Annotated in this window: 10 protein-coding genes and 4 pseudogenes; 5 read left to right on the top strand and 9 right to left on the bottom strand. The window is 55.9% G+C overall.

Going from position 1 to position 16103, the window contains the following annotated elements; all coding sequences use genetic code 11:
* Positions 1 to 28 precede the first annotated feature (28 nt).
* Positions 29 to 280: a helix-turn-helix domain-containing protein gene (locus K3762_RS18885; RefSeq protein ID WP_260013010.1), complete on the top strand. Its 252-nt coding sequence runs from the start codon at positions 29 to 31 to the stop codon at positions 278 to 280.
* Entirely contained in the window at positions 280 to 1599 is a 1320-nt protein-coding gene (locus K3762_RS18880; protein ID WP_260013009.1) for a type II toxin-antitoxin system HipA family toxin, read from the top strand. Before K3762_RS18885 ends, K3762_RS18880 begins: the two co-directional genes overlap by 1 nt.
* A 283-nt stretch (positions 1600 to 1882) precedes the next feature.
* Here the strand turns inward: K3762_RS18880 and K3762_RS18875 are convergent.
* A pseudogene (locus K3762_RS18875) lies at positions 1883 to 2071 on the bottom strand (helix-turn-helix domain-containing protein); the annotation flags it as partial.
* A 158-nt stretch (positions 2072 to 2229) separates the two neighbouring features.
* Between K3762_RS18875 and K3762_RS18870 the strand changes: the two are divergent.
* Both K3762_RS18870 and K3762_RS18860 read left to right on the top strand, forming a co-directional pair.
* A pseudogene (locus K3762_RS18870) lies at positions 2230 to 3381 on the top strand (ABC transporter substrate-binding protein).
* Between the two features lie 157 nt (positions 3382 to 3538).
* Positions 3539 to 4246: an IS6 family transposase gene (locus K3762_RS18860; protein WP_260013007.1), complete on the top strand. Its 708-nt coding sequence runs from the start codon at positions 3539 to 3541 to the stop codon at positions 4244 to 4246.
* 755 nt (positions 4247 to 5001) lie between these two features.
* On the opposite strand, the pseudogene K3762_RS18855 reads toward K3762_RS18860, so the two are convergent.
* From K3762_RS18855 to repA, 8 genes and pseudogenes are all read right to left on the bottom strand, one after another.
* Positions 5002 to 5644, bottom strand: a pseudogene (locus tag K3762_RS18855) (SMC-Scp complex subunit ScpB).
* Between the two features lie 2 nt (positions 5645 to 5646).
* A complete protein-coding gene (locus tag K3762_RS18850; RefSeq protein ID WP_260013365.1) occupies positions 5647 to 6531 on the bottom strand; it encodes a DUF1403 family protein in 885 nt (294 codons plus the stop codon).
* A 145-nt stretch (positions 6532 to 6676) separates the two neighbouring features.
* Positions 6677 to 7732: a TniQ family protein gene (locus K3762_RS18845; protein WP_260013363.1), complete on the bottom strand. Its 1056-nt coding sequence runs from the start codon at positions 7730 to 7732 to the stop codon at positions 6677 to 6679.
* Positions 7732 to 8670 carry a TniB family NTP-binding protein gene (locus tag K3762_RS18840; protein WP_260013004.1) on the bottom strand — a complete coding sequence of 313 codons (939 nt, stop codon included), beginning with the start codon at positions 8668 to 8670 and terminating at the stop codon, positions 7732 to 7734. The genes K3762_RS18845 and K3762_RS18840 overlap by 1 nt, the downstream gene beginning before the upstream one ends.
* Positions 8661 to 10307: a transposase family protein gene (locus K3762_RS18835; protein WP_260013001.1), complete on the bottom strand. Its 1647-nt coding sequence runs from the start codon at positions 10305 to 10307 to the stop codon at positions 8661 to 8663. The genes K3762_RS18840 and K3762_RS18835 overlap by 10 nt, the downstream gene beginning before the upstream one ends.
* Positions 10308 to 11870: 1563 nt before the next feature.
* Positions 11871 to 12998, bottom strand: a complete 1128-nt coding sequence (gene repC, locus K3762_RS18830) for a plasmid replication protein RepC (protein WP_260013348.1) — start codon at positions 12996 to 12998, stop codon at positions 11871 to 11873.
* Between the two features lie 193 nt (positions 12999 to 13191).
* On the bottom strand, positions 13192 to 14169 hold the full coding sequence (gene repB / locus K3762_RS18825; RefSeq protein ID WP_260013346.1) for a plasmid partitioning protein RepB: 978 nt from the start codon (positions 14167 to 14169) through the stop codon (positions 13192 to 13194).
* Positions 14169 to 15371, bottom strand: coding sequence for a plasmid partitioning protein RepA (gene repA / locus K3762_RS18820; RefSeq protein ID WP_260013345.1), 1203 nt, complete (start codon positions 15369 to 15371; stop codon positions 14169 to 14171). The genes repB and repA overlap by 1 nt, the downstream gene beginning before the upstream one ends.
* 437 nt (positions 15372 to 15808) lie before the next feature.
* On the opposite strand from repA, the pseudogene K3762_RS18815 reads away from it, so the two are divergent.
* Positions 15809 to 16024: pseudogene (locus K3762_RS18815) on the top strand (type II toxin-antitoxin system ParD family antitoxin).
* Positions 16025 to 16103: the final 79 nt, after the last annotated feature.

Here is a 16103-nt window from a genome sequence, read left to right as displayed (position 1 = left end):
ATAATGCGCTTAAGCGTATATTGCCTGCATGAATGATTTAGCGCGCACCCCAAGACAGATCGGTTCCATCATCCAGCGGGCACGCAAGAAGCGCGCTTGGTCGCAGATGAAGCTTGGCGAGCAGGCAGGCCTCCGTCAGGCGACCGTTTCGACGATAGAGAACGGAGAAAAACCCGCCAAGCTAGAAACCATCCTCGCTATCCTTGCAGCTCTCGATCTCGAACTCAGGATCGGACAGCGCTCTAAGGGCCATGGCAGGGATATCGAGGAATTGTTCTGATGGGCCGACGTCCGGCCTATGCGCCCTTGCATGTATATATGAATAATCGCTGCGTTGGAATGCTGACGCGCCAGCCGAACGGTGCCATCGAGTATGCATACGACACGGACTGGCTAGATTGGGAACATGCCATACCGCTCTCTTTGTCTCTGCCGCTGCGGGAAACGCCCTATCGCGGCGAACCCGTCTCTGCCGTCTTCGAGAACCTGCTGCCAGATTCAGACAAGCTCCGACGCCTCGTCGCCGAAAGGGTCGGCGCGCGGGGGACGGACGCCTACAGCATGCTGACCAAGATCGGCCATGACTGCGTGGGGGCACTTCAGTTCATTGCAGGAGACGAGGAAGTACCTGACGCTGCCGGCAAGATCAAAGGTGAAGCGATCAATGAGGCTACCATTGAAAAAATCCTGAACCGGTTGAGCCAAGCCCCGCTTGGCCTCACCAGCGACGACGCCTTCAGGATTTCAGTTGCGGGGGCGCAAGAAAAGACAGCCCTGCTTTGGCATGACGGTCAGTGGATCAAACCCCACGGCACGACGCCGACCACCCACCTGATCAAGACGCAAATTGGAAAGCTGCCCGAGGGTATCGACCTTTCAGATAGCGTCGAGAACGAATACTATTGCTTGAAACTCATCGCTGCGTTTGGCCTGCCGGTGAATACAGCCACCATCGAAACCTTTGGCGAAACCAAGGCTCTGGTCATTGAGCGCTTTGATCGCCGCTGGACGAAAGACGGGCGAGTGTTGCGTCTGCCTCAGGAAGATTGCTGTCAGGCACTCTCTGTCCCACCAACGCTAAAGTACCAGAACGAGGGTGGGCCCGGCATGATCGATGTTCTGGGCTTGCTCAATGGCAGCGATACACCGATCGAGGATCAGAACATTTTCCTCAAAGCACAGCTCATCTTCTGGCTGATGGGGGCGACAGACGCTCATGCCAAAAACTTCAGCGTATTCCTAGGCCCTCGCGGCAGCTATCGCATGACCCCCCTCTATGACATCGTGACAGCGCAAGGCGCACTACACGCCGGCCAAATCGAGCGCAAACAGATGAAAATGGCGATGTCGGTTGGAAATAGCCGGCACTATCGGTTTGATCAAATTCACGGACGGCATTTTGTGCAAACGGCCATACGCGCCGGTCTCTCAAAAAAGCGGGTGACGGACATCATCGAGGGGATCGTGGCAAGAGCGCCCGAAGCGCTTGATAATGCCGCCCAAACCCTGCCTAAAGGCTTTCCTCAAGTCATTGTCGATATCGTAAGTAAAGCAATCCTAGAACGGCTTGATGGCCTCAGGCTGCCTAACAGTGCGTAAGGTATAAGGTCTCAAAAACCTTAGCTTATCCCTAGCATCACGAATATTCCCCGCCAGGTGTTTACCAACATAACGGTTCTTCCACCAGCACAGCACATCAGCCAGCCGGTGCGCTACTGTGAACTCACGGTGAAGTGCAGTTCTTGATATCTCGTTTTACTCCAACCGGTTCTGTATTTCCATCAGGTTGCTTTCAAACACCTCAGCGGGGCGTCCGGTAGCCAAAGCATTTGCGCGGCGTGGCGTTGAGGCGGTGGCAAATCGACCTCAAATATCGATTTGTCAGCGCTGTCGGTGCGGTTGATCTTGGCAGGTCGTCGTCCGTGTACCGATTACGCTTAATGTCTCGGTAGATCGTGGCCGGGTCGCGACCCAGTCGATCCGCGATCTCTAAAATCGACATTTTGGCTTCAAGCCACTTTGCAAGCTTGCGACGTTCGTCCAGCTTCAGGTGACAGTAGTGGGTTCCCATTCTTCATACTCCATGCAACTATCTGTATTCGTACAGAATTTGCACTTCGTTTGTGAATCCACCCGGCTACACTGTGAACACCTATAATCCGTCTTATGTGATATTATTAGTTGGAAGTCATACGGGGAAGCTTCAACTGCTTGAACCAATATGTTTAAATGCCTTCGCGCGACAAATCAGTAAAACCGACTAGTCACGGTATTCTTGCGCAGGTTCGCAGTTCCGCCCCGCCCTTAAGGAACGAAAGAAATAATAATCGGGAGAATGCTACAATGCACAACTTCAAAATCTGGCTCTCAGCCGCGGCTATCGCCGGAGCCGCCCCCACCATTGCCGCCGCCGAATGTGGCGAAGTCAGCATCACCGAGATGACCTTCTCATCCGCGATCATCACAACAGAGATTGCGACCTTTTTGATGGAACAGGGCTACGGCTGCACAGTCACGCGTGTGCCCTCTGACACGATCCCTGCTCTTACATCGCTCGCCGAGAATAACGAGCCGGATATCGTCACTGAGCTTTGGGTTAACTCTGCGGGCAACGCCTAAGAGAAGCTAAAAGAAGACGGCGTCATCCAGGATATGACGAAAGTTTTGCAGCCCGGTGGCCTCGAGGCTTGGTGGATCCCAACCTATCTTGCAGAAGAGCACCCAGAGCTCAAAACCATCCAAGGCATTCTGGATAACCCCGAACTGGTCGGAAATCGCTTCAACAACTGCCCGACAGGCGGTTGGGTCTGCAGCACGATCAACCGCAACATCGCCCGCGCCTATGGTTTTGATGAGGCCGGAATTGAGGTTTTTGATCATGGTGGCGGTGAAACATTGGCCGCCTCTCTTGCCTCCGCCTACGAAGCCAAGGAGCCGTCGTTCGGTTATTACTGGGAGCCGACGGCGCTCATGGGGCGGCTTGATATGACCATGGTGGATATCGGTGACGTCGACCTCGACGCCCACGCGGCCAACCTAAGCCCCGACGTCACCAATCCAGAGCCAAGTTCCTATCCCCCGAGCCTTGTTTACACGGTCGCAACCACCAACTTTGCGGAAAAGTACCCTGAAGTTGCCGAATTGATGAGCAATATCAGTTTTGAAACCAGCGAGATGAGCGCTCTTCTGGCTTGGAAGGATGCGAACAAAGCCTCTACCGAAGAAGCGGCCGTACACTTCTTGATGAACAACAAGGATGTCTGGCGCGGTTGGCTAAACAAGACGCGCGCAAGAAATTGTCGGCGGTTCTGGAAGATAGGTAATGATATGGGCCCGACCAAAGTGTCTGGCCAGTATTGCCAAGTTGATGACCCGATTTGATCATCTATGTCGGCCTCATGAGCTTTCCAACCCAAATGCCGCGCCTGAAAGGCCTCCGCAATCCCCGAGAGATCATCGCCTACACGGTGTGGGCGTATCACTGCTTCGGGCACTGTAAACTTAATGCGGTCGCTCGCATAAAATGCGATATAGCGGTATGACCGACGCTCTCCTTTATCGCCGCCACCGTTTTCCGCCCGACGTGATTGCCCATGCCGTCTGGCTGTATTTCCGGTTTTCCCTGAGCCTGCGGATGGTTGAAGACCTCCTGGCGGAGCGCGGCATCATCGTGTCGCACCAGACGGTGCGCTCGTGGGCCGAAAAATTCGGGCGGGAATTCTCGAAAACCATCCGTCGCCGGTCGGATGGCAAACTTGGCGATAAATGGCATCTGGATGAAGTTGTTATCTCGATCGGCGGCCGCAAGCACTGGCTTTGGCGGGCTGTCGATCAGGAGGGGTTCGTGCTGGATGTTCTGGTTCAAGCCCGCCGCGACCGGCAGGCCACCCTTCGGCTGATGCGGAAGCTGTTGTCACGGCACAACCGCCTCCCGCGGGTTTTGATCACTGACAAACTTCGTTCATATTCCGCGGCAAAACGAGAGCTCATGCCGGGGATCGAGCATCGCTCGCACAAAGGCTTGAATAACCGGGCTGAGAATTCACACCAACCTACCCGAAGGCGTGAGCGCATCATGAAACGCTTCAAGTCGCCTCGGCAATTGCAGCGTTTCGTTTCCATCCATGACCCAATTGCCAATTTGTTTCATCTGCCACGCCACGAAATAACATCCGAAGACTTTCGCGAACTCCGCGCCGCCGCCATGGTTGCGTGGCGCGACATCGCTCAACTCGAAGCCGCATGAACACCGAAGCCCGTCCAATTTTTGTACATGGCCGGTTAACTTTACGGTGCCCTATCATCTGACCGTTTGCATCAACAGCCCTCCACAGATAGCGCCATTTGCCGCCGACGCGGATGTAGGTCTAATCGACATGCCAGTCGACGCTGGCCCGGCGCAAATGTTTCTCGGTTCGCTTGGTCAGTTCGGGGGCCAAACTTCTGGACCCAGCGATACACGGTCGATCGGTCGACTACTACGCCGCGCTCTTCCAACAGTTCGACAACATCTTGGTAAGAAAGTGGATATCACAGATACCAGCGTACGGCACGTAGGATGACCTCACGTAGAAAGCGTGATGCTTGAACGGCGATTTGCGCGGCATACTCGACCTCAAAAACAGTAATCTTCCCATGGACTGGCAGTAACGCAACAGTCTCATCCAGACTGACCTTTGGCTTTTTCGGCCTCCACTTTTGCCGAAAACTCTAAGCTGTTCCCGCCCCGTCCTATATCCACCCGTTAAAATAAGACCCAATGGAGCGCCTACGGGTTCCAAACCGGCGTAGATGATTGTTAAAACACGTGGTACGCAAAGTTATCTAAGAAAAAAAATACTTTGTAGTAACTTTACACTTAAAGCTGTTTATGACAGAATCCACTCAACCTTAAAGTGAATAAACACCGCTGTCGCGTTTTCAGAACCCGGTCGCGCCGCCCCAATGCAATGGCATCCATCCCAAGCTTCTTCAAAACTCAAGAAGCACCCATAAAGACCTTCACGATTGTGCCACACAGGGTTCTTGAACCCACCGTGCGCCTCCAGACGACGCAACACCAAGTCCCGCGTCGTCGAGCTGCTCCCGATCCGGGAAGATCGCGCAGGCTCTTCAGATCAAAGGCGACCAGGAACTGCTCTGTGGTAACAAAGGTATAGGGCGCGCCGCGACGGGGTGCCCTTGGCCCGATCCCGATCAGGTTGCGCGCACGTAACCTCCCAATCAGGTCCCGGCTAATCTCTTTGCCGAAGATGTTCTTCAACCCATCGCGGGTGATTGGTTGATGATAGGCGACGGCGGCGAGGACTGCGACGTCGAACGCATTCAGGTCCGTAAGCTGATCATCTACGTCCGCAGCAAGACGGATCGCTGGAGCATAAGCGGCCCGCGTCCGAAACGTCCACCCACCGGCAACTTGAGCAATTTCAAAAGACCGTTCCTCGAGATCTCCGGAAAGGTCCTCGACCAGCAGATCGACCGACGCCCCCTGCCCCACCACCCGCGCCAAATCATCGCGTCCAACAGGCGACGCACTGGCGAACAGCACCACCTCAATCCGGCGCATCCACTCGCGCCAGCGTAGCTCGGCCGGAAGGTCGGTAAGCTCGCGGTCGAGCTCTGACGCGGGGCGATCTTTTGCCATACCTAAACCCCGTAGAGCCGAAACGTTTCACGACCGGTCAATTCACGCACCGCACCGAGATCAATCAAACGATCACACAGCCGCCGCGCCGCCCGATTTGGCAATGGCAATGCGGACGGCGTCACAGCGTCACGGGTTAAAAAAATCTCCACCGCCTCCTTTGCTGCCTTGGCCCGGAGCTTCGGGACGACTGCTCTTAGATGCGCCGTCCGACGCGCAAGGTCGGCGGAGAACCGCACGGCCTCCGCCGCCGACGAGGCGACTGCGCGATGACAGGCCAGTCGCAGGTCTTCCCCGCGCTTTCCGAAGTCAGTAAGGTTCAGGCCTTGGGCCAGCAACGGCACAAGATAATCCCAGCCGAGCGCCTGCGCGAGGGCCGCATCCGTCAAGATAAGCGCCGACAGCTCGTCCCGCGGCGCATCGGTCAGGACCACCTCCAACACCATGGCCGCGCGAGAGACCGGCGCCCCCTGCCCCGCATCGAGCCACATCGCGATCTGCTCCTGCTCGAGGGTCGGTACGGCGCGGCTCAGAGACTTAATAGACACCGGCCGCTCGGCTGCGCGACGCCAAGCCAGGTAGTCCCCCCCTGCCGGTCCCGGTAGATCACCCGGGCGCAATAAGTGAACCGCGTCCCGCAATTCTCGAGCTCGCTCAGAACGGCCAGAAAACGTCACACTTGCCTCAGCGGCACGCAGCGCGAGACGTTCCCGCAACAGAGCTTTGGGAACTTCATTTCGTGCCAGCACCTGATCCAGGTGGGCAAGCGCCGCACCCGACGAAAACGCCACATCTTCAGGGGTTTCGGCACGCCCTGAGGTGACCCAGTCTGGCGTCCGGGGTAGCGTGGCAAGACACTCGATTGAATGCGCGCGGGCAAAGGTCATGCGCGAAGCATACATTGATACGGCGCTTGTCTCCAGAAAATAGCGACAAAACCGCCGCATCTTGCCGGTCAAAGTTATGTCCAATAAGTTTACATTATCGGACACGAAAAGATATGCTGCAGCGCAGTCGCATGTCGTTTTAGTTTCATGGGTGGATTCGGCCAAAATCGCCTCTCTCGTCGAGGAAATTTCCATTAAACCGGTGGACTGGCCTCTTGCTCAATCTGTGGAATCGTTCCGCTCGAGCGTCAATACCACGCTGTCCTTTGCCGGCCCGCGTGCCTCGCCCCTCTGACAGCCACGGCAATGGGGCCGCTCGCTGGAACAGAACGAGGGCGGCCTCCGGCAGGACAGCGCCGGGCACCAGATCTGCTCCAAAGAGATCATGCAAGATCACCAGCGTCAGAGCCCGCCAGCGCACTGTTAGGTGTTGAAGAGGCGCAGGCCGACCGACGGCCGCACGGGCCTCGTAAGGACAATTCCAACCCGGTTCATCGTACCAGAGCGCGAGAACGGGCCGGGCCGCCCCGCCGCGGTCGAGCGGCGCCCACAGAGTGCGAATTCCACGCTCGAGTCGATCGAGACAGCCAACGTCACCCCTGACGATTCTGCTGATCTGGCGTTGGAGGTCGAGGACACCTGCGGCGAAATCCACAATCAAAAGGTCCTCTGTCTCCCCTCCCCCACCGGTCAGAACGGCGTCGCACTTGCGGCAGAAGGGGCGCAGCAGGCCATTCAACATGCGAAGGGAAAGCCTTAGGTGACCGCGACAAGCGGGGCAGCGATCGAGGAGCATGGTCCGATGTACCGGGCAAACCACATGCTCCGTCAATCGCCAATGCCCCCGAAGATAGGCATCGCGACCGGCAGCAACATCCGCATCGAAACAGGCAAGGCAGACCGGCACTGTCTCAGTCAGACACCAATCCCGCGGCTGAGCAGGATATCGGGACGCCAGCGACCTGCGACGAAGCCGTTCCGGATCGATCCTACAGGCCTTCGCCCAAAGCATGAGTAGCCCCATATCCGGCGCCACATCGTCAACCTGCCGCGCGCCTGCGTACCTCCCCCCCTGCCCCGCCAGGTACACCATCAGCTCAAGGGGCTCCGCCCCGTAGCGCGCGGCAACCCGCGCCACCCAGGACGAAAGCAGTTCGTCCCGGAACGGACGCGGCGCGACAGGCAGTCTGGCCGGCACCATCATGCCCCGACCCGCTGTTGCACAGGCTTCCCCCGCCGCCGAGCAGCCTGGGTCATCGAGACCAGCGGCAGCACCAGATTGTCGCCAAAACTATCCGCGTCGAGGCGCTCCTTACCCGACCGAACCGCATCTTCCGCCGCCGTCTCTATCAGGCGGAAGATGCGCGCCGTCACACCGGAGGTCAGCTTGTGCATCCGCTCTCTGGCCTCCCCGCTGATCAGATCGGATGCCTCGCGCAAGGGCAGGATGCGCTCGAAGCTTTTCAAGAGCCCTGCGAAGGCGGCATCGTTCTGCCAGGGTTTGAGATAGAACGCCTCGAAGCGCTCGGCCAGTTGTGCATCGGTCAGCAGTGCCTGCCGGGCCAGATCCGTGCCGGCACACACCAGTGGAATCCGAAGGTCATTGGCCAGAAACCGGATCGCATTGAGAAAAATCCGCTGTTGCCGGAAAGTTCCGGCCAGCATGCCGTTCACCTCGTCGAGAATGATCATCTTCGCCTCTACGGTCCGCAACAGTGACCGGCAGATATCCTTCTCACGGGCGAGCGTGCCGCCTGTCATCGCCGGCGCGCCCATGCTGGCCAGAAGTTCGCGGTAAAGATCGCGCTCGATGGGTTCGGATGGCACTTGCGCAACAACCACCGGGCGGTGGTCAACGCCGGTGATCTGGCTGAACTTCGGGGGGTGGTCGCGTTCAAACTTGCGGACGATCTTGGTCTTGCCCATTCCGGTGTCACCGTAGATCAGCAGGCATGGCATCCGGTCACGCGGTGGATAGGTCAACAGGTTCTCCAGACGTGCCAGAGCGGCCCCGGACTGATCGAATCCAATCCAACGATCGGCCCTGATCCAGGAAATGCGCTCATCATCCGGCAGCGCCGCAAACCGACGGTAGGTCGGATCGAGATGTGCAAATGCGCAACCTTCGGTCACGACCATTCCTCAACTTCGAACCCCGGGTGGTCACTGAGCACATTCTCGCTTTCCTTGGGCTCCGGACCGGCATCTACAGCCTCGTAGGCTCCTACCCCATCAAGCGCTCGGTCCCGTCGCTCGGAAAACCGCCTGGCCTCCCGTGTCCTGCTACTGGCAGCATCAATCAGGGCGCGCTGTTCCTCGATCACCGCGAATATGAGGTCTTCGTCCTCGAGCGCGCGCCCGCGCTCGCGCAAAATTGCCTGCGCACGGCGGTGCTCCGCAAGGGTGATCGACGGATGGCGCAGGTCCGCAAACCGAACAGGATAACGTTGGCCCTGAGGGCTCCGGACAAAAACCATGGAGAGGTCACGAGGATCGTAGAACACGCGCAATTGGCGGTCCTGCCGACCCGCCCAGAGGCTCAGGACATCGTCCCAATAGCGCAGGCCGAAGAGATGGATGCCATCGCGGCGCACCATGCGTTCCGTGCTCGGCAGGAAGTCGATCCGGAACCCCTCCGGATCGTAAGGCCGGCGCAAAAGTGTCTCGCGCCGCCCATAGGCCTCGTTCCAGGCCGCAACTGGCGGAATCCCGAGCGAGCAGTGCCGTTCAGCATGATAGCGGGTGATTTCCAGCGTCAACCAGTGCTCCAGCTCGTCGAGCGTCATCGCCGACTTGCCCACGGAATCGTAGTCGCCACGGTCCTTGATGCTGCTGAAGGTCGATCCCGGCAGCAGGTGGACCGCCCCCATCATTGTGCCGATCAGCCGCTCGATGTGACCGCCGTAATGTGGTGCCCCAATCGGACGGTACTGTAGCGAAATCCCGTGCTCCTCGGCGCCCCGCTTCATCGCCTTCGAGCGGAATTCCTTGGCATTGTCGACGTGAATGGTCTCCGGCAATCCCTCTGCTGGCCAGTCCGCATCGATCCCCAGGCTGTCCAACCAGTCGAATTTGGGCTGCACCAGGTGTTGAATGGCCAGTGCAACGGACAAGGCCGATGGCGGCTCCAGCGTCAGATAGAATCCCGCCACCATGCGGCTTGCGACGTCGATGGCGAGCGTCAGCCAGGGCCGTTGCAAAGGCTTCCGATGAACCCGGTCCACAACGATGACATCCACCAGCGTGTGGTCAATCTGAACCACCTCATAGGCTTGTTCGACCTGATAGCTGCCCGGCACTGGTTGATGGCGCTGGCGAGAGGCCTTAGCGCCCTCACGCGCCGCCGTGAGTTCCGCCGGATCGATCGCTGCCACACGGTCCCGAAGCGTGGTCCAGCACGGGGGACGTAGACCCCTCTGACTGCACCGCCTGCGCACCTCCTTTTGGAGGGCGTTGATGCTTGGCTTCTGGAGAGACTTGTAGAACTCCTCGATCGCGCCAGAAATCACCGTTTCGATCTCGTCAGGCAGCCGGCGGCTACCCGTCGGTGTCCCAACCTGAGCCGCCAGTAAGGAGCTGGTGACCGGGCGCGTCTTGTACGCTGAGATCAACTCGTAGAGGCGAGAGCGCTTGAGACCAAGATCACAGCATGCCTTAAGGAATTCTGCTCGGTTCGGCGGTGTCTTGCTGGCAAGCCGACGGATCACAGCTTCTCGCGCGACCGCCTGTTCCCACGCAGCATCGTCGACGGCGTTGATGTCTGATCGATCCACCATGGCCAAACCCGGAAAATAGGTATCTTATGTCCGATAATGAAACTATAATCCGGGAATGAAACAAGAACATGAACACAATGATATCAATACGTTAGTGTCCACTCATGGAACAAGAACGACAAGCAGTTTGATCGCCAGATCCTATCAGCTGACCGAAATTCTCAAGATCCAACCGCTTCCAGAAAAAACGAGCCATGGCTCGTGAGAATCTGTACTAGTATTTATAAGACAGGCGCTGTCTCAGGGCTTTCTTCCAGATTGGTAAGTTCTTTAGTTGCGCTCAGCGCGCCAGAACCGGGCCGAGATGCGTCGCCTCAGCGAGAGGGGTCATGGGCAAATCGCCTGCCGGGCCCTTCCCTGTCCCTCCGCATCGCTCACGAGCATGACTAATATCGGCCATTTGACCGTATCCTCCATGATCCGCCCGTTATTGCAAAACACTGCAACAGCGAGCCCTGCGCCAGGGCGTGGTGACCGGGGCGCACCAACTTGGCAAGGACTGGCGCCACCTGAAAGTATTCGGGAACGACGACCGTCAATGCTTGCCGGTGGATCGGCGTGGACAGAAAATCATGATTATCCCACCGTTCTTTCAGGGACATTCGGGGCTGCTCGCCACCGCTCGGCGGCGAGGCGTGGCGATGCCATGCCATTAGTACCTGAAGCACTTCTGGCGCTTTCAGGTCTCGCTGCCCCGCGCCGCGCGCCCAAGCTTCGAGATGCGCTGCACTGACCTCGGCATGCCCTTCAAATTTATTGAACCAATCCCTACCGAACCGGTCGGACGGGTCTCCCTTGGGGCGTTTCGAAACTCCCCACCAAGCACCTGGAAGCGAAATCGCCGCGGCAGTGTAGCCGCTTTGCAATGCAGACCTTCGGGATAGTACAGACGCGAACACCAGCTTTTTCGTGCGATCATCATGCGGGCCGCAGCCCTCAACTCCAGGAATGTCATGGCTTGCATCGTTATAGCGAAAGATTGGTCCGAGCCGCGATTAGAGCCCCCTGCCCTTCCGAAAGACGCCATTCCAAGTCAAACACATCATGCCCTGTTAGACCGAGCGCGGCGACGAATTCCGAAGCCGTCATGGTGTAGAACTGGGCCATGTGCGTGGGCCCGAAAGTCAGACGTCATCGACCTCGTGTAGATAGACAACCGGTAGGCGCCCGCTCGCTGTCACACCGGCGCTTTCAGGACCGCTTACAACTGGTCGCCGCCGAGGATGTCACAGGAGAGGATGCGTTCCCCGCCTCTTTCAATGGTGGTGATCGGTAACTGCGACAGGAGCGAAAAGGTGCCAGGAGTGATGTCGCCGGTCACCTTGATCATTCGCGTCGAAGAAGTGGCGTGAACGCAGTCATCATTCCGTTTAGATCCTCGCGCTGTCGCCAGGGCGGGAGTGCAAAGGCCTCGAAGTGGCGCATCAGCTGGTCATCGGTGCGGCGCGCGTTGCCAAGAATGGGCAGCATGTCCCGGAATTGCGCCTGTTCGCGGTATTGATCGCCATGAAGGACTTTTTAATGGCATTACAGTAAGGAAATTGTCCGCGGACAATTGCTGGTTCATGCCGGATAGCTCTGAACCTTGGCAAGACGCCGTATTAACCTTTCTGGGCTAAAATCGGCACTCTTCGAACCAGTGGTGATTGATCGAAAGTATGCTCCCACTGCTCGAATCTTGTCATGGAACTGCATAATCGCCCAAACTGTCGCTGCGGCTCTTAAAGCGCCGAGGCGTTTATGTGCTGCTTCATAGCTTTGGGTGGTGATTCCAATCATTGGTGCAAGGGTTCGAGCGTGGCTTACGACATCGTGAATGGTCTCGACGCGTTTCAGTGAAAATTCAGCAGCGTTGGGGCAAGCGGATAACAACTCTGGGATGGATATTGGAGCGTCTGAAGATGAAGGTAACTTTTCGTTTTTTAGAACAACCTTCTCTTTATCAATAAGTTCTTTATTTGACTTATGATGGTGTCGGACAAATTGACCGTCACTGGCGGTCATAGTTGTTGTCAAACTAGAACTTGGATCATTTGTAGACTCGGCTGCGATCTCAGAGATTACCAGTTCTGAGAGGATCCGTTCACAGTCTTCGAGGGATAACTTACGACGTAGGATACGTAAGGTGCTGAGGGCCATTTCATCGCTTGGATTTTCGGTTAGACATTCGTTCGCCGCTGCGCGGATTTTGGCGCGCAGGTAATCAACTTGTTCTCGCTCTTGCATCACCTCTGCTGCCAATGCCGCAATCTCATGCAGGCGATCAAAGAGTGGTGTTAGGTCAAATCCGAACCGCAACGTTTTGCCTTCATGGCTGCTGTGTTTTGTGAAGCGTTTTCGATTTGCGCTATCGTGGCGAACAAGCAGTCCGATCTCTTGTAACGTTGCTGCGTGGCGCCGGATCGTCCGGTCTGAGATGCCATTGCGTCTAAATGTGAGTGTTGCGTTCGATGCAAACACTGTGTGGTGGTTGCGCTTAGGTGCAAGACACGAAAGCATCGCGTCTAAGGTTGAAATCACAGATGCGCTGAGACCCAAGCGGGGGGCAGCTTTCCGCAGTGTTGCAACAATGATGTGGCGCTCTGGAATGGAGTTGTCCGCGGACAATAGTTCACCGGTCCGCAACCCGGAGGGTGCAGTTGCTTGTCTAAATGCCATGTTTTTTTCACGACAACCTGATGTGAAAGGCACCAATATCCCTGAAAATCAGAAAAAAGGCCGCAAATCTTCAGCAACCGAATCGGTTGTTGTTGACTGGCGCGGAGAAGCTGCTAAATCTGAAAGTGCAAAGAACAGATCGGGCTCTCCTAGGGAAACCTTGGGGGGCTCTTTCTTTTTAGGCTGTTGGTGTGCTCCTTTTTTGGTGTATCTGCTCGGTTAATAATCAGTCAGGCTTTCGCTTTGACTGCCACGCCTCGTAAAGACGTGTAAGCTCCGCATCTGCGTTGTTACGCATCCACTGAGCAAATTCTGGGGCTTCAGCCTTCGACAGCTTAACTGTCAAAGCACGGGCCGTTTCTTTCACCTCTGCTAAAACCGTCCCATCACCAAGCTTGATGGAGAGAGTCGGGGAGGGAACGGGTTTACTAGTTGCCTTAGGTTTCAGCACCTGACTAACGGCGTCACAGATCATGCTAAAGCGATCGTCGGGACTTTTAGTCGCATCAAGCTCAAGTGCTGCGGTAACCTGTTCAAGATCGATGCTGTCGTTAAGCGACTGGTCCGCAAGTTCTTCCCAGCGTCTTCGTCCAATGCCATGAGCGGATCCTATCTTCTCAATGACTGACTTTGGAATGGACCGCGCTACTTTGGTCATTCTAGACAACATTGGTTTGTCCACCGCGAGGGCATCAAGAATGATGGCCTGTTCGTAGCCACTTGCGTAAAGTTCAGCCGCGAAGAGAGCTTTTTCAATGAAGCTGGGATCCAAACGCTGGGAATTTTCCTGTCCCTGGGCGAGGATGGCTTCCTCGTCAGAAAGAGACCTAACAAGTGCTTTCGCGGGGATACCGAGCGAACGTAAAGCCCGTAATCTACGGCGACCATAGACGATCTTATAGTGTCCGGGTTTGTCCGAAATTGGACGCACCATGATAGGCACTTGTTGGCCGTGAGCCTTAATGCTCTCAGCTAGCTTTAAAACATCAGCATCGCTGAAAGAGAGTCGGTCCTTAGGGCCACTCTCTTCTATGACATTAACCGAGATTTCTCTGACAGCGTTGCTCGCCACATCCTTCAAAGTGGACTTCACGCCGCTCATCGCCCCAGTATTAGGAAAACGTACCTTTTGCTCACCAGCTGGAACCGCCGAATTGTCTGCGTCAGGTGGGGGAGGAGGCTGGAATAGGTTTCGACGGGCCATTAGTCAGTTTCCCTTCCCCAAGCTTGCTGTATTGTGCTTTCGAATTCATCAGCGACACCATTAACGGATTCCAATATTCGGGTTAGAGTCTTCTTCACGACCTGAGAGGGGTCCAATTCATAGATGGTTTGCTGCGTCATCCCAGCGTCTGAGATCGCGGTGGATTTAAGCATTGGTGTGGTCAACACTTGATCCAGAAGTATAGATCTCAAAAAACCTGCCATTTGTGATTGTGGTACGTCGGTCGGCTCATATCGAGCAATCAAGAATTTAAGGAAATTCCAATCGATAGGTCCGGTTGCCTCCTCAAGGGTCTGGACAGTTTCTCCAGCCATTTCAAGGAATTGCGCCATTGAAGCGACATCCAGCATGCTGGGAACGACTGTGATCAGAAGGCCTGTAGACGCCAACAAAGCTGTCATGGTTGTAAAGCCTAGCTGAGGCGGGCAATCGATGATGACAAGATCGTAGTGGCTCTCGATCTCGTCGATGGCGATCGCAAGACGTTGAGTAAAGGGCGGATCAACCTTGTGCTGAAGCGCGTAGGCTGTTTCAGTCTCGTACTCCGATAACAACAGGCCGGCAGGAGCGAGATCAAGATTGTGAAAGTAAGTCTTTCGAATGATTTGGCTCAGCGGCACCGGATCTTCGTACTTTAGCGCGTCGTAAACCGTACCGCTTTCCGCGAACTCTATCTCCGGACGGTATCCGAACATCGTGGTTAAGCTGGCCTGTGGGTCCATGTCGATCGCAAGTACACGATAGCCTCGCAAAGCGTACCGTTGGGCCAAGTGGATGGCGCTGGTTGTCTTGCTAGAGCCGCCTTTAAAGTTGACGATAGAAATCACTTGAAGGGCGTCGTTCTCTCGCCGACCGGGAAGATATGTTTCACCGTTCCGACCAGTCTTCGCCATCACATGGCGGATCTGGTCGATCTCTTGGGCTGTGTAGAGCCTGCGACCTCTGGAATCAGTCTCTACATCGGGAAAATCGCCCTCCTGATGCCGCGTTCGAAGGTTCGACATGCTGATCCCAGTAAGCTCTGAAACTTCCGCGGGATGAAATTTACGCAGCGCCTTTCTACTATCGGGCTGAAAGCTATTGCGCATATGATTGTTAAGCGCCTCTGACAGGCGGGCAGCGTTCGACGCAATAGATGCGGCGATAGAGTTGGTTTGAACGATATCTGCGTTTGAATTCATGCTGCCCTCACGACCTCTTAGTGGGCCATCTGTGTTTCGTCGCTAAATCGCGTGATTTACGTCAAACTGCGACAACTGAACTCATGACACGCAACTTAACCTCAGGCAACAATTTTTTGCAGTATACTGCTTAAGCAAATGATGACCCAATATCATGTTTTCTCATGTTATGACGCTAAGAACATGTTAATGTGGGATAAAATTACCAGCGAGCAAAGTTAAACAAGATGTTGTGGGATCTTCTTCGCAACTCTCAACAAGTTGATGCACTGCGTCCATATCGAATCGGTATTTGTCCCAACTTCGGCAAACCCGTTGGATGCGGGGACGAAACCCCTTAATTTTATCCTTCGCTTTGCAGTTGGGGCTGGCTTACATTGCTAAGCGGGAGATGATTGGTTGCGCGCAATGTGGTACTGACAGAATCTCAAGATTAGCTGGTTCAAGACCTGATTTCATCTGGACGTTATTAAAATGCGAGCGAAGCCCTTCGTGTAGGCTTGCGACTGCTTGAACGCGAAGAAGCCGGTTTGGCTGAACTCCGAAGCAGCTTGATGCAGGGGCTCGCACAGGCGGAAAATGACGAGTTGGTTGATGGTACAGATTCTGATGCCATTCGACGTGCCTTTGACAGAGCCCGCTCGCTAGCGTGAAACGATCATTTCGCCTCAGGCGACGCGCAGAAGACAGTCTGGTCGATATCGCGAGATGAGGGGGTGTCTCAAAGTTGTG

Origin of the sequence: Sulfitobacter sp. W074 (assembly GCF_025142275.1) — a bacterium.
Classification (GTDB): Bacteria; Pseudomonadota; Alphaproteobacteria; order Rhodobacterales; family Rhodobacteraceae; genus Sulfitobacter; species Sulfitobacter profundi.
This window is presented reverse-complemented; position numbering and strand designations above follow the sequence as displayed.

What these genes read in the sequence shown, in the direction of transcription:
- K3762_RS18880 (WP_260013009.1), top strand. Translation starts at nt 280, where the DNA reads ATGGGCCGACGTCCGGCCTATGCGCCCTTGCATGTATATATGAATAAT.
- K3762_RS18840 (WP_260013004.1), bottom strand. Translation starts at nt 8,670, where the DNA reads ATGGTCGTGACCGAAGGTTGCGCATTTGCACATCTCGATCCGACCTAC.
- repA (WP_260013345.1), bottom strand. Translation starts at nt 15,371, where the DNA reads ATGAATTCAAACGCAGATATCGTTCAAACCAACTCTATCGCCGCATCT.
- K3762_RS18885 (WP_260013010.1), top strand. Translation starts at nt 29, where the DNA reads ATGAATGATTTAGCGCGCACCCCAAGACAGATCGGTTCCATCATCCAG.
- K3762_RS18850 (WP_260013365.1), bottom strand. Translation starts at nt 6,531, where the DNA reads ATGACCTTTGCCCGCGCGCATTCAATCGAGTGTCTTGCCACGCTACCC.
- K3762_RS18860 (WP_260013007.1), top strand. Translation starts at nt 3,539, where the DNA reads ATGACCGACGCTCTCCTTTATCGCCGCCACCGTTTTCCGCCCGACGTG.
- K3762_RS18845 (WP_260013363.1), bottom strand. Translation starts at nt 7,732, where the DNA reads ATGGTGCCGGCCAGACTGCCTGTCGCGCCGCGTCCGTTCCGGGACGAA.
- repB (WP_260013346.1), bottom strand. Translation starts at nt 14,169, where the DNA reads ATGGCCCGTCGAAACCTATTCCAGCCTCCTCCCCCACCTGACGCAGAC.
- K3762_RS18835 (WP_260013001.1), bottom strand. Translation starts at nt 10,307, where the DNA reads ATGGTGGATCGATCAGACATCAACGCCGTCGACGATGCTGCGTGGGAA.